The organism is Sphingosinicella microcystinivorans, assembly GCF_003634215.1.
GTDB lineage: Bacteria > Pseudomonadota > Alphaproteobacteria > Sphingomonadales > Sphingomonadaceae > Sphingosinicella > Sphingosinicella microcystinivorans.
The window spans coordinates 640687-659065 of the sequence record NZ_RBWX01000008.1 but is presented as its reverse complement, the minus strand read 5'-3'; the positions used below and the strand labels follow the sequence as shown (position 1 = coordinate 659065).

Annotated in this window: 24 protein-coding genes, 1 tRNA gene and 2 pseudogenes; 9 read left to right on the top strand and 18 right to left on the bottom strand. The window is 63.4% G+C overall.

All coding sequences use genetic code 11. The features are described from left to right. Nucleotides 1–188: 188 nt before the first annotated feature. The 5 genes and pseudogenes from mobF to DFR51_RS12250 all read right to left on the bottom strand — a co-directional run. Nucleotides 189–2027, bottom strand: a pseudogene (mobF, locus tag DFR51_RS12275) (MobF family relaxase); the annotation flags it as partial. Beyond that, nucleotides 2027–3871, bottom strand: a complete 1845-nt coding sequence (locus DFR51_RS12270; RefSeq protein ID WP_121051475.1) for a type IV secretion system DNA-binding domain-containing protein — start codon at nt 3869–3871, stop codon at nt 2027–2029. The gene DFR51_RS12270 and the pseudogene mobF, both read right to left, overlap by 1 nt. Next, nucleotides 3868–4239: a hypothetical protein gene (locus DFR51_RS12265; protein ID WP_121051473.1), complete on the bottom strand. Its 372-nt coding sequence runs from the start codon at nt 4237–4239 to the stop codon at nt 3868–3870. The genes DFR51_RS12270 and DFR51_RS12265 overlap by 4 nt, the downstream gene beginning before the upstream one ends. Nucleotides 4240–4456: 217 nt before the next feature. Next, on the bottom strand, nt 4457–4978 hold the full coding sequence (locus tag DFR51_RS12255) for a hypothetical protein (RefSeq protein WP_121051469.1): 522 nt from the start codon (nt 4976–4978) through the stop codon (nt 4457–4459). A 45-nt stretch (nt 4979–5023) separates the two neighbouring features. Then, nucleotides 5024–5215 (bottom strand): helix-turn-helix transcriptional regulator, encoded by a 192-nt coding sequence (locus DFR51_RS12250; RefSeq protein ID WP_023836545.1) that lies wholly within the window; start codon nt 5213–5215, stop codon nt 5024–5026. A gap of 400 nt (nt 5216–5615) precedes the next feature. Here DFR51_RS12250 and DFR51_RS12245 point away from each other — a divergent pair, with 400 nt between their 5' ends. Next, nucleotides 5616–5945, top strand: a complete 330-nt coding sequence (locus DFR51_RS12245) for an excalibur calcium-binding domain-containing protein (RefSeq protein WP_121051467.1) — start codon at nt 5616–5618, stop codon at nt 5943–5945. Between the two features lie 281 nt (nt 5946–6226). On the opposite strand, the gene DFR51_RS12240 is transcribed toward DFR51_RS12245, so the two are convergent. Genes DFR51_RS12240 through DFR51_RS12230 form a run of 3 tightly spaced genes read right to left on the bottom strand, consistent with a single transcriptional unit; the run spans nt 6227 to nt 7723 of the window. Then, a complete protein-coding gene (locus DFR51_RS12240) occupies nt 6227–6667 on the bottom strand; it encodes a DMT family transporter (RefSeq protein WP_276330569.1) in 441 nt (146 codons plus the stop codon). Nucleotides 6668–6695: 28 nt separating this feature from the next. After that, nucleotides 6696–7313: a glutathione S-transferase N-terminal domain-containing protein gene (locus DFR51_RS12235; protein WP_121051463.1), complete on the bottom strand. Its 618-nt coding sequence runs from the start codon at nt 7311–7313 to the stop codon at nt 6696–6698. Further along, nucleotides 7310–7723 (bottom strand): MAPEG family protein, encoded by a 414-nt coding sequence (locus DFR51_RS12230; RefSeq protein ID WP_207790682.1) that lies wholly within the window; start codon nt 7721–7723, stop codon nt 7310–7312. Before DFR51_RS12230 ends, DFR51_RS12235 begins: the two co-directional genes overlap by 4 nt. 99 nt (nt 7724–7822) lie before the next feature. Between DFR51_RS12230 and DFR51_RS12225 the strand changes: the two genes are divergently transcribed. Further along, a complete protein-coding gene (locus DFR51_RS12225) occupies nt 7823–8410 on the top strand; it encodes a TetR/AcrR family transcriptional regulator (RefSeq protein WP_121051461.1) in 588 nt (195 codons plus the stop codon). A 221-nt stretch (nt 8411–8631) separates the two neighbouring features. Here DFR51_RS12225 and DFR51_RS12220 read toward each other — a convergent pair whose 3' ends face one another. Genes DFR51_RS12220 through DFR51_RS12210 form a run of 3 tightly spaced genes read right to left on the bottom strand, consistent with a single transcriptional unit; the run spans nt 8632 to nt 10375 of the window. After that, nucleotides 8632–9054, bottom strand: a complete 423-nt coding sequence (locus tag DFR51_RS12220) for a PaaI family thioesterase (protein WP_121051459.1) — start codon at nt 9052–9054, stop codon at nt 8632–8634. Beyond that, nucleotides 9051–9959: an alpha/beta fold hydrolase gene (locus DFR51_RS12215; RefSeq protein ID WP_121051457.1), complete on the bottom strand. Its 909-nt coding sequence runs from the start codon at nt 9957–9959 to the stop codon at nt 9051–9053. The genes DFR51_RS12220 and DFR51_RS12215 overlap by 4 nt, the downstream gene beginning before the upstream one ends. Then, nucleotides 9956–10375, bottom strand: a complete 420-nt coding sequence (locus DFR51_RS12210) for a DUF4267 domain-containing protein (protein WP_170151776.1) — start codon at nt 10373–10375, stop codon at nt 9956–9958. The genes DFR51_RS12215 and DFR51_RS12210 overlap by 4 nt, the downstream gene beginning before the upstream one ends. 32 nt (nt 10376–10407) lie before the next feature. On the opposite strand from DFR51_RS12210, the gene DFR51_RS12205 reads away from it, so the two are divergent. After that, nucleotides 10408–11355, top strand: a complete 948-nt coding sequence (locus DFR51_RS12205) for a LysR family transcriptional regulator (RefSeq protein ID WP_121051453.1) — start codon at nt 10408–10410, stop codon at nt 11353–11355. A 324-nt stretch (nt 11356–11679) separates the two neighbouring features. On the opposite strand, the gene DFR51_RS12200 is transcribed toward DFR51_RS12205, so the two are convergent. Then, nucleotides 11680–11964, bottom strand: coding sequence for a hypothetical protein (locus DFR51_RS12200; RefSeq protein ID WP_121051451.1), 285 nt, complete (start codon nt 11962–11964; stop codon nt 11680–11682). Nucleotides 11965–12017: 53 nt separating this feature from the next. Continuing rightward, entirely contained in the window at nt 12018–12242 is a 225-nt protein-coding gene (locus tag DFR51_RS12195; protein ID WP_121051449.1) for a DUF2188 domain-containing protein, read from the bottom strand. A gap of 146 nt (nt 12243–12388) precedes the next feature. Here DFR51_RS12195 and DFR51_RS12190 point away from each other — a divergent pair, with 146 nt between their 5' ends. Both DFR51_RS12190 and DFR51_RS12185 read left to right on the top strand, forming a co-directional pair. Continuing rightward, the gene (locus DFR51_RS12190; RefSeq protein WP_243446563.1) at nt 12389–12688 is read left to right on the top strand and encodes a helix-turn-helix domain-containing protein; all 300 of its coding nucleotides are present in this window, start codon (nt 12389–12391) and stop codon (nt 12686–12688) included. Further along, complete coding sequence (locus DFR51_RS12185) at nt 12685–13551, top strand: ImmA/IrrE family metallo-endopeptidase (protein ID WP_121051445.1); 867 nt, start codon at nt 12685–12687, stop codon at nt 13549–13551. Before DFR51_RS12190 ends, DFR51_RS12185 begins: the two co-directional genes overlap by 4 nt. A 425-nt stretch (nt 13552–13976) precedes the next feature. Here DFR51_RS12185 and DFR51_RS12175 read toward each other — a convergent pair. The 3 genes from DFR51_RS12175 to nth all read right to left on the bottom strand — a co-directional run bounded on the left by DFR51_RS12175 (nt 13977) and on the right by nth (nt 15282). Continuing rightward, a tRNA-Arg gene (locus DFR51_RS12175) sits at nt 13977–14053 on the bottom strand. 70 nt (nt 14054–14123) lie between these two features. Continuing rightward, nucleotides 14124–14510, bottom strand: a complete 387-nt coding sequence (locus tag DFR51_RS12170; RefSeq protein ID WP_121051441.1) for a hypothetical protein — start codon at nt 14508–14510, stop codon at nt 14124–14126. A 136-nt stretch (nt 14511–14646) separates the two neighbouring features. After that, nucleotides 14647–15282, bottom strand: coding sequence for an endonuclease III (nth, locus tag DFR51_RS12165; RefSeq protein ID WP_121051439.1), 636 nt, complete (start codon nt 15280–15282; stop codon nt 14647–14649). Between the two features lie 48 nt (nt 15283–15330). Here nth and DFR51_RS12160 point away from each other — a divergent pair, with 48 nt between their 5' ends. Continuing rightward, nucleotides 15331–15777, top strand: coding sequence for a DUF2244 domain-containing protein (locus DFR51_RS12160; protein ID WP_160119069.1), 447 nt, complete (start codon nt 15331–15333; stop codon nt 15775–15777). Between the two features lie 4 nt (nt 15778–15781). On the opposite strand, the gene dapB is transcribed toward DFR51_RS12160, so the two are convergent. After that, complete coding sequence (dapB, locus tag DFR51_RS12155; protein ID WP_121051435.1) at nt 15782–16582, bottom strand: 4-hydroxy-tetrahydrodipicolinate reductase; 801 nt, start codon at nt 16580–16582, stop codon at nt 15782–15784. 70 nt (nt 16583–16652) lie between these two features. Here dapB and DFR51_RS12150 point away from each other — a divergent pair. The 3 genes and pseudogenes from DFR51_RS12150 to DFR51_RS12140 form a co-directional block, all read left to right on the top strand. Beyond that, a pseudogene (locus tag DFR51_RS12150) lies at nt 16653–16769 on the top strand (Sir2 family NAD-dependent protein deacetylase); the annotation flags it as partial. Between the two features lie 131 nt (nt 16770–16900). Further along, nucleotides 16901–17152: a hypothetical protein gene (locus DFR51_RS12145; protein ID WP_147423399.1), complete on the top strand. Its 252-nt coding sequence runs from the start codon at nt 16901–16903 to the stop codon at nt 17150–17152. Nucleotides 17153–17281: 129 nt separating this feature from the next. Then, on the top strand, nt 17282–17986 hold the full coding sequence (locus DFR51_RS12140; RefSeq protein WP_121051642.1) for an NAD-dependent deacylase: 705 nt from the start codon (nt 17282–17284) through the stop codon (nt 17984–17986). Here the strand turns inward: DFR51_RS12140 and DFR51_RS12135 are convergent. Continuing rightward, nucleotides 17975–18373 (bottom strand): metallopeptidase family protein, encoded by a 399-nt coding sequence (locus DFR51_RS12135; RefSeq protein ID WP_121051644.1) that lies wholly within the window; start codon nt 18371–18373, stop codon nt 17975–17977. The two genes, DFR51_RS12140 and DFR51_RS12135, sit on opposite strands and share 12 nt — an antisense overlap. Between the last annotated feature and the right edge of the window lie 6 nt (nt 18374–18379).

The window sequence follows — 18379 nt, the reverse complement described above, 5'->3', positions numbered from 1 at the left end:
GAGAGCTCGCCGCGCTGCGCCAGCTGCTGCCGAATCATGGCAGTCAGAGTGTCGCGCCCGTCGCGCGACGGCTCGACCACCAGAGTGCGCGCCCGTTCGGCAGGGCTCAGGGCAACATAGCGCTGCGCCATCGTCCCAAGGCGCGCATCCCGGTCCGCGCCTTCGACCACTTCGCCACCCCCTCGCTCCAGTGCGGCAAGCGCCTTGCCGGCATGACCCTCGATCGACGCCATGACGGCTTCGCGGGTGTCGGCATTGGTCTGTCGCACCACGTTGGCGAGCTTCGCGGTCGCCATGCCCGCCTGCTGCAGCTGAGCAAAGGCTGCCCCTGCGCCGACCGATCCCAGCTGCCTGACGTCGCCGACCAGCACAAGCCGCGCACCGGCCTTGTCGGCGCTGGCCATAAGCGCCGCCATGTCACGCGCCGAGAGCATTGAAGCCTCATCGACGATCCAGACCGATCCCTTGCCGAGACCCTTTGCCTTGGGCGAGACAAGATGCCGCGCGACTGTATCGCCGCGAAGGCCAAGCGCTTCTCCCAGGACCGTGGCTGCCGACGCGGTCGGCGCGAGCGCCGTCACAGCAAGTCCGCTCCTCGCTGCCTCGCGGGCATAGGTCGCCAGCACGGTCGTGGTCTTGGCGGTCCCGGCATAGCCCTGGACGGCGGACACGCGGTCGCGCGAGGTGAGCAGCGCAGCAGTCGCGCGCTTCTGGTCATCAGTCCAGGCAAAGCCCGCGCTCGCGGATTGCCGAGCGGCGCGCTCAACCGTGCGCGCTGCGGCGAGCGACGAAGCCAGCGGCGTAGCAACGCCGCGTCCGGCAGCTTCAAGGCGCAACATGGTCTGCTCGGTCGCGATTGCCTCGGGCGTAGTGAACCCCGCAAACTCCGCGCCGCGCCGGTCCAAAAAGGCGCGCGGGACCAGCGCGCCGCGATTGCCGGCCTCGGTAATGGCAGCGCTGATGGCGCTGTGGCTGAGCCTGCCAAAGACATAGTCACCCGCCTCCCGGGCGAGCGTACTTGCCGGGAACACCGCCTGACGCTCTGACAGCTTGGCGGCAGCCCAGGCGACAGCGCGCGCTGCGAGCATCTCAGTGCTCTCCGCCAGTTCGCCTGCCTTTGCCCGGACTTCGGCCTCCGCGATAATGCGCGCCTGCGCCGCCTCGCCAAAACCCTTCGCTTCTGCCGTCGCGCGCCATTCTGCCCGCAGGGTCTTGTGATCCGCATGGCTCTTCGCCTCGCGGGTATCGAGCGCGGCAATCTGCTTCTCGGCAGCGCTCGCTTCCTCCCGGCTCGTACCCCGCTCGGCAAGCCGCGCATCGATCGCGGCGGTCCGTTGGCTAAGCGCCTCGATCACCTTGGCTGGAACCCCTGCGATCTCAAACATCGCGTCCTTGCCCGCCTCGATCCGGTACCCCAGCTGCGCCGCGCCATGCGCCAGCTCCTGCCGGTAGATCGCCCCGATCTCCTTCTGCAGCTGGTAGAAGGCGCGCGGCTCGAGGCTACGCCAGTTGCCATCCTTGTCCTGTGTCGCGTTGAGGATCACGGCATGGGTGTGGAGCTGCGGGTCCTGTGCCCGGCTCGTGGCATGGCGGAAGGTGGCAATGGCAAGGTTGCCAGTCTCCTCGCGCCGCACCTCGCCGCCCTCACGCACCCGGGTTGCCGCCATATGCTGCTCGACATGGCCAAGCGCAGCTTTGACGGCTGCGGCATGCGCAGCGATCAGCCGCTTGTCGCCGGCAACCTAGGCCATGATCGAGACCGACTTGGGCGCGGAGAAGGTGATGTCCCAACCCGGTCGATGCTCGACCTGTCCATCGCGGGTGGTGCCGAGCTGCTGCCCGGCAACGCGCCCCTCGAGCAGCTCGGCAAACTCCACGCGGTCTACTTCGCCAGACAGGCCCAGCGCAGCGGCGGCCTCTCCGAACCACTCTGAGGGCGCAAAGCCGCCCTCGGCATAGTAGTCATCGGCCTCGTAGTAGCTGGCTGCCTGCCCGGCGCTGGTCAGGGCTGAGACCGATGCCACCATCACACCGGCCCCGACTCAGGGCCGTCCTTGGCACCTGCATTTGGCTCGTCCTCGGCAGGCGCGGCAACAGCGCTGACCCGGCTCCACAAGGTGCTCGCCGGATCGCCCGCGACAAAGGCAGGCTGGCGCGGCGACCCGCGCCGGGCGATGTGCTCAGCCGTGAGCCCGATCCGTGCTACCGGGAGGCCATCAGGCAGCAGCAGAAAGCCCTGATGCGGGGGAAGACGCAGTTCGCTTTCGAGCACAGCCGCGCGGAACTGGCGCTGCGTGGCAATGGCGGTGCGGGGCACCTCTTTGCCGACCATCAGGGTGTCGGTGGCCATCCGCATTTCGACCTCGCACTGGCCGATGGTCTCGCTCGCCCACTGGCGGGTTTCACGGTCGACGGTTTGCAGGAACAGCTTGGTGTTGCAGCAGGCGAGCATGGCTTCAGCGATGTTGTCGCCGTAGCGATGACGCATCTGCCCCAGCGCCTGGAAGGTGAGCACGATCGCCGCGCCAAACTTGCGACCCTCGGGCAGAAGGCGGGCAAGGTTCTCGACGCGGGGAAGATCGGCAAGCTCGTCGAGCACGAACCAGATGCGCCGCTCGGGCGATGGCGAAAGCCCGAGCACTGCGCTCGCAGCACACTCCAGCCAGCAGGCCATGAGCGGCTTGGCCGCCTCGAAATAGTCCTCCTTGCGGGGGACGAAGATCCAGGGCTTTGCTCCCTCGATCTTGTCCAAACCGACAATGAAATCGCGGAAGGCAAAACGCGCCGCCTTCTCCTGTTCGACCTTCAGGAACTGGATCAGGTTGGCCGCCTTGGCGAGCATGAACAGCACGCTGCCAGTGGCGCGGTCGGCGTCATCGGCGAAGGTCCGGGCCGAGGACGTGTGTCCCAGCCAGGCCTTCAGCTGCTCCTTGCTCTTGACCTGCAAGGCATCGAGCAGGGCCTCGAGACTGCCGTTCTTTTCGGCCCACAGCGAACGCATCATATTGGCGACCAGAATGCGGCTCGTCTCGAGCCAGACGTCGTCATCCTGACTGCCGGTTTCGGAGACCAGCTGGCGCGCAATGCGGTCGGCATCGGCGGGGTGCGATATCTCGTCGAAGGGCGACCAGAAGGCGCAGCGGGCATCGAAAGGATTGAGGATGATGTCGCCGCGTGCGGGGTTGTAATAGTGCGCGATAAACTCCCCAGAGGTGTCGTAAACGAGGGCCGCTTCGCCCCGCGCTTCGATTCCGTCGAGCATCTGGCGCAGGACCGTGGTCTTGCCGCTGCCGGTGGTACCGAGGAAGGCAAAATGCCGGGTCTCGATCCGCTGCGGAATGGGGACCGGACCGATCTGCAGCGCACCCCTGCCGGACAGCGAACGGGCGTGCGCGGCGACCTCTTCCTGACGCGCCAGACGGGTACCGCCGATCACCCTGTCGGCCAGCGTATCGCGCCCCTGCGAGGACATGGTCCGCTGGATCAGCCAGACCACCAGAAGCCCCAGGGCGCAGCCCAGAACTGCCCCGATCATGACCATAGCGACGGCCTTGGAGAGGGTTCCGGCGATGAATGGCTCGCTGGCAAAAACAGCCGCTGAGACGGTATCGCGGCGCCCCTCCAGCGACACGTTCATCATCAGGTCCCTGCCCGCCAATTCACCCACGGTGGCGAGGAACTTGGCCACGAGGCATTGGGCTGCGACCTTGAGCTCGGGAGCGCTCATGACGAACTGCGGCGCGATGATCGCGCCGGCCCCGCCGGACAGCAGAACGAGCCGGGCAAAGAACCCGAACCGCTGCTGCCACTGCGCCATGCGCACGCGCCACAGCGCATGGGCACGGGTGACGAAATCGGTGCCTGCGGTCATCGCTCGCTCTCCTCTGCCAGCTTGCGTTGCCGCTCGAACGCAGCCCGCGCTTCGGCGGCAATGGCCTCGTCGGATGTGCGTCCACCGAGCGCTGACGAGCGCGCATAGGCATAGGCTGCGCAGGCCGTGAACAGGGTGCGGTCAAGCACCCGTTCGGCATCGGCAAGGCGTTCCGATATCGACCCGATCACACGTGCCATTTCGGCAAGATCGGTCTCCCGGTCAGCGCCGTGGATCAGGGCCAGGAGCCCCTCCTCAACGACGCGGCCAAGCATGGCGTACTGGCTGAGCCCGCGCCGCTGCGCGAACTCGGCAAGCACCCGATATTGCGACGGATTGAGGCGCACCGTCTGCACCCGCGCGCTCATTGCACCGTCTTCTCGGCGATGCGATCCGCCATCGCGAAAAATGGCTGAATTGCGTGGGTGCCTCGAGCCAGGCAGAGACGAGATGCTATCCGCATCCCGTCAAACCCGCAGAAATCCTCGCTGCACGCGTGCGTGGGGTGTGTATCCCTTTTCCGGGCCCGATGCATCGCATCGTGGCCCTTCTTGGGTTCCGGTGAATAGTCCTGACTGTGCTCCATTAGATATCCCCCAGGTCCCGAGGTACTCGCGCGAATGCGCGGATCTGACGCTCGGCTTCAGCGTCGGCGGCAGCACGGTCGGGGAACGGCTTTTCGGGAAGCGCGGGGACGAATGTGAGGTCCTTGTCCTGCATCCACTTGCGCACTGACCGATCGACCACAGCACGCAGTGTCTCGCGCAGATCGAAAGCATCTTCAGGGGACAATCGGGCCCATTGGAGATGGTGGAGAATGAACCCGCCGAGCGGGTATGTTTTGTCGCCGATAGCGACCAGGGGACCTTCAAATTGGGCCGAGAATTCCTCGCCCTTGAAGCGATCGATCATGGGGCGTTCGAAGTAGAGCCAGTCGGCGATGAAGTTGCGGTAGCAGCTGCCATCGAGGCCCGGGCGGCTGAGCCGCCTGACGTAATCGTCGATCAGCAGTTCTGTTAGAGACTTGTATCGGTCATTGACCGGGACACGAACGAGCGCCCAGCCTTCCGCGCGCAAGGCTGCTTCCAACATGGAGAAAATGGACATTGGGAAAGCATCTTTCTGCGAGCCACTGCCCGCCAATTGAGGAGGTCAGTAACGGCGCAGCGGAAGGGCGTTGATCCATTCCGAGATGTCGGCGGCGCGCCAGCGAATGCGTCCCCCGCCGATGTCGACGGGATGGGGGAAGCCCCCCTTGCGCATCTTCCTCCAGATAGTGGAACGGCTGCGGATGCCGGTGAGGCGCAGGACCTCCTGGCAAGTGATCAGTTCGGTATTCGACATGACAGATTCCTCTTGGTTCAAGGTTCTGTCACTGGCGCCGTCGTCCCCTTCCGGAGTGGCGGGTTTGACCGTCGTACAGCGAGCCGCACGGCGATCCTTCATTCAACCCGACAGCCCCTGCCTGAGCTTCAGTGACCATCAGAAGCTACGTGCGACGTCCGGCTGTTGGAAAGAACAAAACGGGATCAAAAGCCGTTCCATCTGACGCGTGGGCGGCTGTGGACGCAGCGGGACGGATCGCGCCCGGCACAGTTCTCATGATCGAGAGTCCAGGACTCGGTTCTGTCGGTGATCAGCAACACAGGCGACGCATTATGGCGACGTTCGCGGCGGGAATCTGAGCGACTCGGTCTCTCGCGCACTTAACGGAGCCTTGAGGATTGGATTGTAATTCAATCCTATGGCTCGCCCACAACCCTACCGGCGCTTCACCAATCGCTCTCAGCGGCGTCCCGCACCCACTGCAGAAACGACCCTTCAGACCGCGGGGCGCTACGGTCTCATCGCCGTGGCTTCGGGGCTTGGCGTAGCCTTTGGTGCGAATGCTTTGGAGGCTGCACAGGAACGGCAGGCGATCCTCGATGCGCTTCCCGCCGGGTACACGTATTCGGGTTGCAGTGAGGTCCGCGCTGCGGGTGTTGCGCCCCTTTATCGCCATGAGCCAGGCTTTTCGGAGCGGCTTGATGGCGACGGTGATGGGATCGGCTGCGAGCCCTATCGTGGACGATAGAGGCTGCTTCGAGCTCTCGCAAAGTCGCAAGAAATTCTGCAGTTGGGGCGTTATCGAGCAGCAGGTTCCGCAAGCAGAGAGGCTGAAAGCAGCTCTCCAGCAGGGTGATCAAAATCGGCAGCTCTCGACCCAGAGTCGGTCGTTCAGGGTTGCGAGATTGAACGTCCGCATTCGCTGAAAGCCGCCATGCAGCATTGGGGATCACGCACTGGTCACGCTCATGACCGCAGATGGGTGGAGTGCGGACCGGCGCCTGTCGGCGAGTTGATTGGGTCGTCGAGCTAGCTCGCTCTGGCTGAAGCAATCTGAGCGATCGTCAATCCCGCCAGCATCAGCGCAATGCCGAACATGCGCAGGGCATCTATTGGCCGCTGGGTCGCGCCGAACAGGCCGTAGTGGTCGATGGCGGCTGAGGTGGCGATCTGTGCGACCATAACAAACAGGATGACATTACCGACTCCGTATCGCGGCGCGAGAAACGTGACAGAGAAGATGTAGAAAGAGACAATGAGTCCGCCCCCGAACATGGCCGGTGATGCATGGCTGAGGCGGGCCAATGCGGAACCGCCGCCAGTTGTCAGCAAAAAAGCAGACGCTGACAGGAAGCCGACAAGAAACAGTACGAAGACCGCAGCTGGCGGACTGCCGAGCGTGCGCCCCAGGGCGCCATTCAGCGCAGCCATGACAGGTATTCCTGCACCGGCCAGTGCAGCCCAACCCATCCAGGTCCAACTCGTTGCACCCCCCATTTCAGACCCCCGCAGGCGGTCTGGTCGCGCCGAACGAGCGCCAGGCGCACGCGCCTGCAAGCCAATCTGCCATGGCAGGATTGGTGGACTGCCAGTCCAGCGAAGGCAGGCGGAACAGCAGATAGTCTAGCGCAACGGCCGTCGCGATTTCGCCAAGATCGCGTGGTGCTTCGCCAGCATTCTCGTTGCGCATGGCGGCAACGCTACGACGTATGGCTGCCTCCCAACGCGCTAACCAGCTTGCGGAGCGCTCCTCAGGTGGGCGGCGTCGTTCGACAACGGTCGAAAAAGCCGCGTCCAGAATGCCGTCCGCAAGAGCCTGAGTAGCAAGCACCCGATCGCGGTGAGCGCCGGCGATGGGGATCAGTCCCCGCGATGGCGCTAGCCGGTCGAGATGGTCGCAGATGACCCGGCTATCGAACACGCCAAGACCATCTGTCAAAATCAGTACGGGCACTTTTCCCAGCGGGTTGGCGGCAACTAGCTCGGCTAGCTTGGCGGCCTCGCCCATAGGGTCGCAAGCGATCTGCTGGACCTCACGATCAAGGCCAAGTTCGATCAGCACCATCCGCACCTTGCGTGCATAAGGCGACGTTGGAGAATAGAGGAGCTGCATCATGCTGCTCCCAATACATAGATCGCCAGCGCGACCTGCGCAGCGAAGCCGACGACGAAGGCAATCGTGCGCAGCAATGGGATACCGAATGTATATATGATTGCATGCGCCACGCGTGCCCCGAAAAAGGCCAATGACCAGGCCGCAGTGGTTGCCGTGCCAATACCCGAGACATGCACTATCAGTGCAAGCGGCGCGAAAACCGCAAGATTTTCCAGTGCATTCCGGTGCGCCGCGCTCAATCGATAGGCCCATTCAGCATGCGGCCTGGTGTCCGGTTGCGGATTTTTGAGGGCGGTCCAAATACCCATTTCGGCCAAGCGGTTGAGGATGATCGGTACCCAAAGCAGACCGGTGAACATCGCGGTGAGGCAGGTGTAGTATAGCTCCGGCGTAATGGACGAGGCTGGCATCGATGGTACTCCTTGCGATTGGCGACGGACCTCGTGCCGCGCTTGACGGAGCCGCGACATACATACTAGTAGGTAAAGAGTCAAACGAAAGGCATTCCGATGAAAGACGCCCTGCTGCAAGCAGCCAAGGATTTGTTGTGGGAGGACGGCTATGGCCGCATGAGCCCAGCGCGCGTACTGTCGGTCAGCGGTGCCGGCCAAGGCAGCCTCTACCACCATTTCAGTGGCAAAGCCGGCCTGGCCAAAGCCGCGATCGAAGAGATCGAGATCGAGTTATCCGATGCTGCGCGCGCAGTATTCGATCCTTCAACGCCTCCGCTCGACAGGCTGCGGGCCTATCTGTTGGCGGAGCGCAACGGACTCAAAGGCTGTCGCCTTGGACGGTTGGCCAACGAGGCTGAAGTGCTCGCATCACCTGACCTCAGTGCTCCAATTGCGCGCTATTTCACGTTGGTCCAACTTTGTATCGCCACCGCCCTAGAGGAAGCCATGTCTGCGGGGCAGATCGATCGGCGTATCGATGCGTATGCTACAGCAGCCATGCTGCTGGCCGTGGTTCAGGGTGGATATGTGATCAGCCGCGCATCGGACCGCGGTGAGCAGATTGTCAGCGCCACCAACGCTGCATGGGCTATGTTGAAATTGCTTCAAAAAGCTCCGAACGGCCCGAAAAAATCTGAATCATGAATGATGGTCAAAGCACTGCCGGTGGAGCGTGAACAACTTGGCAATCTTGCTGCATACTGCTGACGTCAGAAACGGGGTCGGTTGCTGAATGGCAGGAAACTTCCCGCAGGGGGCCAAAGCCGACGTGCCGCTTTCGAGATTACGACGCGCCACCGCTAGTGACCGGGTCTGGGTGGTAAGCTGCCGATAAGGATTGCAGTTCGAAAATCGGATCGCTCGGCCTAGGTGGCTTTCGCTGCAACCTCGATGATGCGAAACGTCGCTGCGGCCTTGGCTAACACCTCGCCATCGGCCTCGATCCGCGCATCGGCAAATGCGAGCGTGCGTCCGAGCTTCGCAGGCACGGCACGAACTTCGAGCCACTGGCCGCTCCGCCCCACCGACAGGAAATCAACCGACAGGCTGACGGTCAGCGCCGACACGCCCTCCATGCGCGTAACGCAGGCAAGTCCCATCGCATTGTCGGCGAGCGCGGAGATCACCCCGCCATGCAGGAGCCCGCGTGCGTTGCAATGGCTGTGTGCGATCCGCAGTCCGAGGCTGAACGCCTCGCCCTCGCGCTTGGCATAAAGCGGTTCCCACGGGTCGGTCACGGGACTTTTGCGGATGTGCGGCTCGAAGCCAGGCGGGACCTCGGCGGTCATGGTTTGCCCACAAAGTCGCGGATCGCTGCCAGCACCAGATCGGGTGCTTCGAGTTCGGGCGTATGGCCGAGGTCATCGAAGGTCACGGTTTGCACGCCTCCGTAGAGCCGCGCCAGCGAATGAGCGTTGTCCGCCGGGTGCGAACGGTCGGACGCTCCCCAGATCGAGAGGATCGGTTGGTTGGGGCGAGGCAGCTCGTCGCGGGCATCCATGTAGATCTGGTAAGCGCTCGCCAGCGACCACATTGCGCCTTGTTTGAACGACCGCTCAGCGCAGGCGCAAAAATGCGGGATCTGCTCCTTGCGCCCGACCGAGAGGCTATACCACTGCGGCATGCGCTTGGGCGCCATGCGCGCCATCACGATCTGGCCGAAGACCGGCCGCGCGAGAATGCCCTTGGGATCGCGCCCCGCCTTCCAGATCGCGAAGGCCTCGGTCCCGCCCGCCTGCATCAGCGCGAGGTGCGAGGCGAGCTCGGGCATCCGCGCGGCGATGTCGAGCGCGGCAAGACTGGCGGCGCAGGAGAAGGCGAAGATGCTCCCCTCGCCAGCGACCGCGCGCAGGAGGGCGGCAAGGTCGTCATTGGTCTCGCGGAACCCGAAGCCATAGGCATTCGTCGTCGCGGAGAAGCCCATCGCGGGCAGCTCGACCACGATGACGCGGAAGTGCTGGGCGAAAGCTGCCACCAGCGGGCCGTAGACCTCGATGGTCATCGGCGGGTCGCAGGTGAAGACGATGGTCGGCCCGCTGCCTGCCTCCAGATAGCGGTATTGCACCTTGGCGGTGCGGTAGAAGCGGACCTGCGGCGTCGCGGTGGCGGCCCAGCCGGTGCGGAAGCGCGCCATCTTGGCAGCGCCGCCCCAGGTGTCGAGCCGTGCGCCGAGGCGGGTGAGAAGGCCGGTCACGGCTGCATCTCCCGCGCCTTTGCGGCCCGCCCGAGGAAGAGGGCGGCGACCAGCAGGAACACCGCAATAGCAAGGTGCCGCCCGACAATCGGCGCGCCCGCACCGGCGCTGAAAGCGAGGTAGGCGTCGCCGAGCGGCATCAGCAGCGCCGCCAGCGCCATCCAGCGCAGTGCGGCAAAGTCGCTGCGGGCGAGCAGCACGGCCGTCAGCACCGCGATGAACCCGGCGCGAAGGCCGTAGACCTGCACCCATCCCAGCGCGCTCAGCTGGTCGACGGGAAGGCCCATATAAGTCGCAAAGCCCTGCGGATCGAGCACCGTGCGGACCGCGTTCAGCCCCTGCAGGGCCGCAATCGCGGCGGCGAGCCAGAACCCTGCTGTGCGGGTGCTGCGGAATGGGTTGGCTTGTGTGACCATGTTGTCCTCCATTGTCCTGTTGGAGGGAGGCTATGCGATTGCCAGCCGCGATGCTTCTTGCGATACGGCAAAACGGTTTCCTGAATTCGCGAAAGAATGCCCCTGTGCCTCTCGATTCCCAGGACTTAAGCGATCTCATTGCGATCCGCGATGCGGGCACGCTCAGCGCGGCGGCCAAGGCGCGTGGGGTGGCGGTGTCGACCGTGTCGCGGCGGATCGAAACGCTCGAGGCGGCGCTGGGCTTGCAACTGGTCGACCGCCGCACAGACGGGGTTCGGCTGACCCACGACGGGCTCGCGGTCGCCGAGGCGGCCTCGCCGATTGCCGAGCAGATGCGCCGCGTCGAGCGGGTGGCCGAGAGCCTGCGTCAGGGGGGCAAGACGGTGCCGGTGCGCATCTCGGCGACCGAGTTCGTGATCTCCGACGTGCTGGCCCCGGCGCTCGACCGGCTCTGGACGATGGGCGCGGATTTCCCGGTGCACCTGCAATCGCAGGCCGACGTGGTGAGCCTTGCCGGACGCGACGCCGATCTGGCGATCCGCATGGTGCGGCCCGACGGCGCAAGCCTCTATGCGCGGCGGCTTGCGGAGATCCGGCTCGGGCTGTTCGCTTCGGCCGATTACCTCGCGGGGCGGGAGCTTGCTGGAATCGACCTTAGGGACGAGCGGCTGCTTGTTTACGACGACAGCTACGGGCGCCTGCCCGAGCTTGAGTGGATCGACCGGCACGAGCTTACCTATGCGGTGGCGATGCGCACTGGCAGCACCCGCGGGCTACTCGCCGCGGCGCTTTCGGGCGCGGGTATCGCGCTGCTGCCGGTGCCTTTCGCCTTGCGTACCGGCACGCTGGTCGAAGTCCCGCCGCCCTCCGCCCTGCCAATTCGCCAGCCGTGGCTGATCGTGCACCGTGACCTGCGCGGCCTGCCTGCGATCAGGCTCGCTCAGAAGTGGGTCGCTGAGGCCTTCGCGAACCTGCCGTAAGCGACCACAATCCGCGCCTAGACCCTTGCCTCACCCTGTAATCAGAAGGCACCATACCGAATCTAATGGCCGCAAGACTTGTGCGAAGTGTCCGAAATGGGGTCGATCCGCAAATGGCAGGAATTTTCCGGACGAGAGGTGAAGCCGCTATTCCCGGCCCGATCTGAGTGGTGACGGTTACCGACCAAATCTCGCTGTTCAGCAGGATAAGCGCGAACGGCCGACCACGTCGAAACCTGACATTGGCATACGCCTAGGCTAGCGGCGTTGGGAACGTACCTACAGAGCTCTGAAGGCCTAACTATCGAAGAAAGGACCTGATAGTCAGGCGCGGGCATCGATCCATGTCCAGACAGACTTTTCGAGCCACCCTGCATGGGCGCCAGAGACGACTTTCGAGACGAACAACCGGTCATTGTTATCGAGTTTCTGACGGAGATAGTCGGAAACCTGCTGGGCGCTTTCATTCGTTGAAATCCAACGCACGGTTTCCAAGCCGGAATCCTGCGTGTTATCGTACTTGGCCAGATGCTTGAGGAATGTTGCGCGAGCGGTGGTATAAGCTGCACCTTCCTTGTTGAGATTCCATGTTACGACGTAAACGGCCATTACTTCCTCCTTGATCGAATGTGAGAGGAGGCTCCCCACGGGGAGCCTCCCTGTTAACCTTCCGGCGGGAACGGATCGTTGCCGAAGCTGTCGCGTTCGCGAATCTGGCCGTTGCGCCCGTGGATCAGCAGTTCGCTTGCTTGGTTGCGAGCGATGTTGCGCGCCGCTTCGATCGCTTGAGCCTGCGTTTCGTGGACCGAGGTTGCGCGCGAATTGCCCGCTCCCCTGACCGCCCAACCGCCCTCGTGCGGCACGACATGCTGGTTCTTGCCCGACATAGAATCACCTCCTTTCCGGATACCATCGAACGATCGTTAGATTAAACTAACGGCAATTCGCTTGTCAAGCCAGTCGTCCAGAGCGTAAGATGAACCTAACAGGGAAAGCAGAGGTTGGTCCGCATCGCATGTCACTAGCGTCGAAGTTGAAGAAGCTGCGCGAGCAGAGCCGCCAGTCGCTCCAGCAGGTCGCTGACGGGGTTGGCATTTCCAAGGTCCACGTCTGGGAACTTGAGAAGGGGACGAGCAAAAATCCCAGCATGGACATCGTGAAGCGCCTTGCCGATCATTTCCGCGTGCCAATCGCGTATTTTAATGATGATTCAATCGAACCCGACGAAGCCAATGCGCTACAGTTTTTTCGTGAATTCGATGGCCAGCTTTCCGAGAAGGATTGGGAGGCTTTGCGCAGCGTCGCGGAAGCGCTGAAGGCGAAGAAACCGTGAATGTCGATCTAAGGATGGACTTGGCGGATTGCGGCTCTCCAGAGCGGCTGCTCCAAGTCCTCTTCGGTTACTACCCGGATCTGCCAAGACGGGTGCCCCTTGAGGATATCGCCTCCGATGTTGGCATCATCGGTTTTAAAACCCTGGAAGTGGACGGGTTCATAGGCGGACTAACGGCCGATCCCCAGAAAAGCCATGGAATCATCCTTACCAAGGATGGACTGCCGAGGAAACGAAAGCGCTATACCATCGGCCATGAACTTGGGCATTTCCTGATACCGTCGCATGGCTATCAGAGGCAATGCAGCAAGCAGGACCTTGAGGAAAGCAGCCGAACAGATGCCTATAAGCGGCAGGAAGCCGAGGCAAACCGGTTTTCAGCAGGCCTGCTCATGCCAAAACCGTTGTTCGTGAAAGACATTGATAGCTTGGGCGGGATCGAAGCCAGCCATATCCGGCAACTTAGCGACCTCTACGATGTAAGCATGGAGGCCGTCGCGAACAGGTATGTGGATCTATCGCCCGAAACCTGCGCCGTCATCTTCTCGTACGAGAACGTGGTCCGCTACAGCCGGGCATCGAAGGATTTTCCGCCGCTCGATGTACGGAAGGGGTCGCAACTGCCATTGGCTTCCCTGACGCGTCGGCACCGGAGCACGGGTAGTCCCTCGCAGTGGGTCAACCAGCACGGCGGCATATGGCTTCGGTCACAGCGCGATGTAAGCTTCCCCACTATCCTTGAGCAGGCAGTCTGCCAGTCAAATGGTTTCAAGGTCACTCTCCTCTACATCGACGAGGACGCAGAGGACGAAGAAAATGAAACTCGTGAGCTTGAAGCAAGGTGGACGCCGCACTTTCGTTGAAGGCCTGTCAGGCACTAGTTCTCAAAAAATGTCGGCATTGATGGCGGGTATGTTAGGATCGGAGCACGGCACAACTCGCCCGACTATAACTGTTCGAGCTAGCACCAGACGTCCGCTCGCTACAAAATCTGCCATTCCGTGTCGTTCTCTCGAACGTCTGCTATGTCCCAAACCCGGTCGTAGAGCTTTTCGTTGATCAGTTTCCATGTGAGCCGAAACGCTTGGCCGAGATTGAGGCGCCAACGGCTTCCGCAACTCATGCGTCGCCTGAGCGCCAAAAGCAGCCCGAAGATCTGCATCTCCCGAGCGGGTTTTCAGTAGGTTACATGCATGATCATGGGGTAAGCGCAGTTCGAGTTGCACTTACATTTCACTTACGGCCATTGCGGCTGAAATTGTGCGTCGCAGTATATTATTGAAAAAGCTGGCGCACCCGACAGGATTCGAACCTGTGACCTCTGCCTTCGGAGGGCAGCGCTCTATCCAGCTGAGCTACGGGTGCCGGTCGCCGTTTCGGCGCGCACGCTTAACAAAGCGCGGGCGTGCAGGCCAGCGGGAAAAGCGTGCGGCGGCTATTCAGCTTTGGTTGGCGTGTGCGGCACGAAGGTGCCGAGGCTGCAGCTCGCGCCGAGCCGCGGCCCGCCGCCCTGCAGCACCACGGTAATGATATCGGTGGAGCAGAGCTGCGACAGCGAGGTCGAATAGGTGAAGGCTTCCTCGAAGCCGAGCGAGGGGCAGGCGTTCGGCAGCGTATTCCGAAGGACACGGCCGTCGCGCATGGTGAAGTCGATCGTCGAATCGTCGACGACCTTGGTGCTCCCGATCGCGGCAATGCCGATGCAGCGTTCGCCGCTTGCTGGCGCCGGTGCGGGCGCGGGTTCCACGGGCGCTTCGGGCACGGAACAGGCGGCCAGCGCCAGAGTTGCGAGTACGGCGGTGAGAGCGGTGCGCTGTGCCATGGGGCTCGTCTCCGCGCAGGATGACTTGCCGGACCGCCCCCCATCAGGCGGGTTCGCGGTCCGGCGGTACGCAAACGCTACAATGTCACTATGCGGATGGTTCATAACGTCTCCATCTGAACGCGAAGTGAATCGCTCACGCCGTCGTCTTGGCATCATATTCGCATTCGCTCACCACAGGGCAATGCCAGCATTCGGGCTTCCGCGCCTTGCACGTGTGGCGGCCGAGCAGAATCAGCCAGTGGTGCGCGTGGCGGCGGTAGGGCGCGGGGATCGCCTTCTCCAGCTTGAGCTCAACCGCGAGCGGCGTTTTGCCGGGTGCGAGTCCCGTTCGGTTGGAAACGCGGAACACATGCGTATCAACCGCGAAGGTTTCCTCCCCGAACGCGACGTTCAGCACGACGTTCGCGGTCTTGCGGCCGACGCCGGGCAGCGCCTCCAGACTCGCGCGGTCGCGGGGCACCTCGCCGCCATGCTTTTCGACGAGGATCGCCGACAGCGCGATCACGTTCGCAGCCTTGGCGTTGTAAAGGCCGATCGTCTTGATGTGTTGTTTCAGGCCCGCCTCGCCCAGCGCGAGCATCGCGGCGGGGTCCTGCACCTGCTGAAACAGGGCCTTCGTCGCCTTGTTGACCCCCGCGTCGGTCGCCTGCGCGGAAAGTACGACGGCGACGAGCAGCGTGTAGTCGTTCACGTAATCGAGTTCGGTTTCCGGGGTGGGATCGGCTTCGGCAAGATGGTCGAAAAATCGCGTGATCGTCTGCGGCTTCATGTCTCCCCGCCTACCGCACTCGCCTTCGCATTGGTAGAGTGGAGACCCATGACGACGCTCGATCTGAAGCTGATGCCTCCGCCGCCGCTCGGTGCCCGCCCGGCGCTCTGGATCGTCGGCGGCACGGCGCTCGTCATGCTGCTTGCTTCGGTGCGGTTCATCATGCTCGGCGCATGGCCTATCCTGCCGTTCGTGGTCGCCGATCTCGCGCTTCTGGTCTGGGCGTTTCGCGCGGCGGCGCGTGCCTCGCGCGCTTATGAGCGACTGCGGCTCGATGCCTCGGGCCTTCTCTACAGCCGCGTCGCGGCAGACGGCAGCGCGCGCGAGTTCCGGCTGGAGCCGCTGTTCACGCGCGTCGAGCTGGAGGCGCTGAGCCCGCCAGAAAACCGGCTCTGGCTCGGCGAGCGCGGCAGGCGGCTGCTTGTCGGCCGCTTCCTCAGCCCGCGCGAGCGGCAGGAGGTTTACGCCCTGCTGAAGCGCGCGCTTCGCGGCTAGGTCGCTAGCTGAGCCCGAGCACTTCGTTCATCGTGTAGCGCCCTGCGGGCTTTCCGGCGAGCCACAGCGCAGCGCGCACGGCGCCGCGCGCGAAGATCTCGCGCGATTCGGCGCGGTGGCCGAGTTCCAGCCGCTCGCCGTCCGCCGCCAGGATCACCACATGGTCGCCCGCCACCGATCCGCCGCGCAGGGCCGCGAAGCCGATCTCGCCCACCTTGCGCGCCGCATCAGCGCCCGTGCGGCCCTTCGCGGCGACGTTCGCCAGCTTGACGCCGCGCCCGGCAGCGGCGGCCTCGCCCAGCATCAGCGCGGTGCCGGAGGGTGCGTCCACCTTGTGCCGGTGGTGCATTTCCGCGATCTCGATGTCCCAATCGTCGCCAAGGCGGCTGGCTGCTTCCTTCACCAGCGCGGCGAGCATGGTGACGCCAAGGCTGGTGTTCGCGGTCTGCAGCACGGCAATTGTCTTCGCCGCCTCGTCGATCAGCTTGTGATGCTTCGGCGTCAGTCCTGTCGTGCCGATGACGATGGCGCAGGACGCATCGCACGCCGCCGTGAGGTTTTCCTCAAGCGCGTCCGGTGTCGTGAAATCCACGAGCACGTCGGCGCTGTGCGCGAGCGCCAGCGTGTTCGCGCAGATGACGAGGCTCGGCGCGATGCTGCGACCCATGGCGGGGTGTCCCGGCTTCTCTGCGGCGCCCGCCAGCACGGCCTCTTTCGTGTCGAGCACGCGCGCGATGATGCTCTGCCCCATGCGCCCGCCTGCACCCAGAACGCCGATCCGTGCCGCGCCGCTACGCTTCGCCATAAACCTTGAACCCCTTGTACGCTGATGCGAAGGCATATCTCTGGCCAATCGGGGAGCGGTACGCAAGGTTATGCGCGGTACGGGGTTTCAAAGCATCGTCGTGCTTACGGGCGCGGGCATTTCGGCGGAAAGCGGCGTGCCGACCTTCCGCGGGCCGGACGGCCTCTGGGAAGGTCACCAAGTTGAGAAATTTCATAGACTTGTACACTAAAGAAAAAGGGCTAAGAAAGTTACTTCTGTTAGAGTATTTCTCGCGAAAAATTCCGTTTCGGACATGGCAGCATTGCAGACTGCGCGCGCATTTTGTAAATTTCTATGATGGAGAAACTGCCACGCATTTTTTTCGATACTAACGAAGGGTGGCACGAAACCGGATACATCCTGCGCCTGCCATGCTCCAAGGTTGATCTCTCAGCTCTAGGCAGCAATCACCTGGAGGGAATGTTGGTCACGATCTACATGCCCAACGAACTTGAGATGGACGCTAGGCTCCATTGGGACAAATCGCTCGGTGATTGGTTGGCACGGCCAGTAAAGGGCTCCATTCGTTATCTCACCGCGCGTGACTAGTCTGCCCTCTCGTCCGGACAAGGCTAACTTTCAAGCAGTTTGAGCCCTAGCTTAGGGCTGTCGTCACACGATTTATGGCGAGCGAGCCTAGTCGTTGGCCCTATGATGCAAATCGGCCATATGGCATTTATGGCGACGATCCGAAACATTGTGATTCTCACGGGCGCGGGCATTTCGGCGGAAAGCGGTGTGCCGACCTTCCGCGGGCCGGATGGCCTGTGGGAAGGCCACCGCGTAGAGGACGTGGCGACGCCGCAGGCGTTCCGCCGCGATCCGGCGCTGGTGCAGGCGTTCTACGATGCCCGCCGCGCCGCGCTTGCCCGCGTCGCGCCCAATCCCGCGCACGCTGCGCTCGCCCGGCTCGATGCGCAGTGGCAGGGCGATCTCCTCATCGTCACGCAGAATGTCGACGACCTTCACGAGCGCGCGGGCGCGGCGCGAATGGTGCATATGCATGGCGAGCTGAAAAGCGCGCTCTGCCTGGCCTGCGGTGAGCGACAGTTTGCGCCCGAAACGCTGTCGGACGGCCCCGCCTGCACGCGCTGCGGCGCACACGCGCGGCTGCGTCCCGATATCGTCTGGTTCGGCGAGATGCCCTACCACATGGACCGGATCGAGGCCGCGCTCGCCGCGTGCGACCTGTTCGTCTCGATCGGCACCTCCGGCGCGGTCTATCCGGCGGCGGGCTTCGTGCAGGGCGCCCGGCACTACGGCGCGCATACGCTGGAGATCAATCTCGATCCCTCCGAAGGCACGCACTTCTTCGATGAAGCCCGCCACGGCCGCGCGGGCGAACTCGTCCCCGCGTGGGTGGAGGAACTCTTAGAGCGCTGAATCCTCGATTCGGTGCATGTCGTCATCGGAAAGCCCGAAGTGGTGGCCCACCTCGTGCACCAGCACGTGCGTCACGATATGCTCCAGGCTCTCTTCGCCCTCGGCCCACAGGTCCAGGATCGGGCGCCGGTAGAGATAGACCGTATCGGGCAGCGCGCCCGAAACATCCACGGACCGCCCAACCGCATGGCCCTGATAGAGCCCGAGCAGGTCGAACTCGCTTTCCAGGTTCATGTCGCGGCACACGTCTTGGTCGGGGAAATCCTCGATGCGCAGCACCACCGCGCCGAGGTGCGCCTGAAACAGTTCCGGAAGCCGCGATATGGCGGCGCGCGCCAGCGCTTCGATATCATCCAGCGAAGGCGCGAGGGTTTGACGTACGGTCATGCTCCA

Excerpts from the sequence above, each read along its gene's own strand:
- DFR51_RS12270 (WP_121051475.1), bottom strand. The coding sequence starts at position 3,871 with ATGACCGCAGGCACCGATTTCGTCACCCGTGCCCATGCGCTGTGGCGC.
- DFR51_RS12265 (WP_121051473.1), bottom strand. The coding sequence starts at position 4,239 with ATGAGCGCGCGGGTGCAGACGGTGCGCCTCAATCCGTCGCAATATCGG.
- DFR51_RS12255 (WP_121051469.1), bottom strand. The coding sequence starts at position 4,978 with ATGTCCATTTTCTCCATGTTGGAAGCAGCCTTGCGCGCGGAAGGCTGG.
- DFR51_RS12250 (WP_023836545.1), bottom strand. The coding sequence starts at position 5,215 with ATGTCGAATACCGAACTGATCACTTGCCAGGAGGTCCTGCGCCTCACC.
- DFR51_RS12245 (WP_121051467.1), top strand. The coding sequence starts at position 5,616 with ATGGCTCGCCCACAACCCTACCGGCGCTTCACCAATCGCTCTCAGCGG.
- DFR51_RS12240 (WP_276330569.1), bottom strand. The coding sequence starts at position 6,667 with ATGGGTTGGGCTGCACTGGCCGGTGCAGGAATACCTGTCATGGCTGCG.
- DFR51_RS12235 (WP_121051463.1), bottom strand. The coding sequence starts at position 7,313 with ATGATGCAGCTCCTCTATTCTCCAACGTCGCCTTATGCACGCAAGGTG.
- DFR51_RS12230 (WP_207790682.1), bottom strand. The coding sequence starts at position 7,723 with ATGCCAGCCTCGTCCATTACGCCGGAGCTATACTACACCTGCCTCACC.
- DFR51_RS12225 (WP_121051461.1), top strand. The coding sequence starts at position 7,823 with ATGAAAGACGCCCTGCTGCAAGCAGCCAAGGATTTGTTGTGGGAGGAC.
- DFR51_RS12220 (WP_121051459.1), bottom strand. The coding sequence starts at position 9,054 with ATGACCGCCGAGGTCCCGCCTGGCTTCGAGCCGCACATCCGCAAAAGT.
- DFR51_RS12210 (WP_170151776.1), bottom strand. The coding sequence starts at position 10,375 with ATGGTCACACAAGCCAACCCATTCCGCAGCACCCGCACAGCAGGGTTC.
- DFR51_RS12205 (WP_121051453.1), top strand. The coding sequence starts at position 10,408 with ATGCGATTGCCAGCCGCGATGCTTCTTGCGATACGGCAAAACGGTTTC.
- DFR51_RS12200 (WP_121051451.1), bottom strand. The coding sequence starts at position 11,964 with ATGGCCGTTTACGTCGTAACATGGAATCTCAACAAGGAAGGTGCAGCT.
- DFR51_RS12195 (WP_121051449.1), bottom strand. The coding sequence starts at position 12,242 with ATGTCGGGCAAGAACCAGCATGTCGTGCCGCACGAGGGCGGTTGGGCG.
- DFR51_RS12170 (WP_121051441.1), bottom strand. The coding sequence starts at position 14,510 with ATGGCACAGCGCACCGCTCTCACCGCCGTACTCGCAACTCTGGCGCTG.
- nth (WP_121051439.1), bottom strand. The coding sequence starts at position 15,282 with ATGAAGCCGCAGACGATCACGCGATTTTTCGACCATCTTGCCGAAGCC.
- DFR51_RS12160 (WP_160119069.1), top strand. The coding sequence starts at position 15,331 with ATGACGACGCTCGATCTGAAGCTGATGCCTCCGCCGCCGCTCGGTGCC.
- dapB (WP_121051435.1), bottom strand. The coding sequence starts at position 16,582 with ATGGCGAAGCGTAGCGGCGCGGCACGGATCGGCGTTCTGGGTGCAGGC.
- DFR51_RS12145 (WP_147423399.1), top strand. The coding sequence starts at position 16,901 with ATGGAGAAACTGCCACGCATTTTTTTCGATACTAACGAAGGGTGGCAC.
- DFR51_RS12140 (WP_121051642.1), top strand. The coding sequence starts at position 17,282 with ATGGCGACGATCCGAAACATTGTGATTCTCACGGGCGCGGGCATTTCG.
- DFR51_RS12135 (WP_121051644.1), bottom strand. The coding sequence starts at position 18,373 with ATGACCGTACGTCAAACCCTCGCGCCTTCGCTGGATGATATCGAAGCG.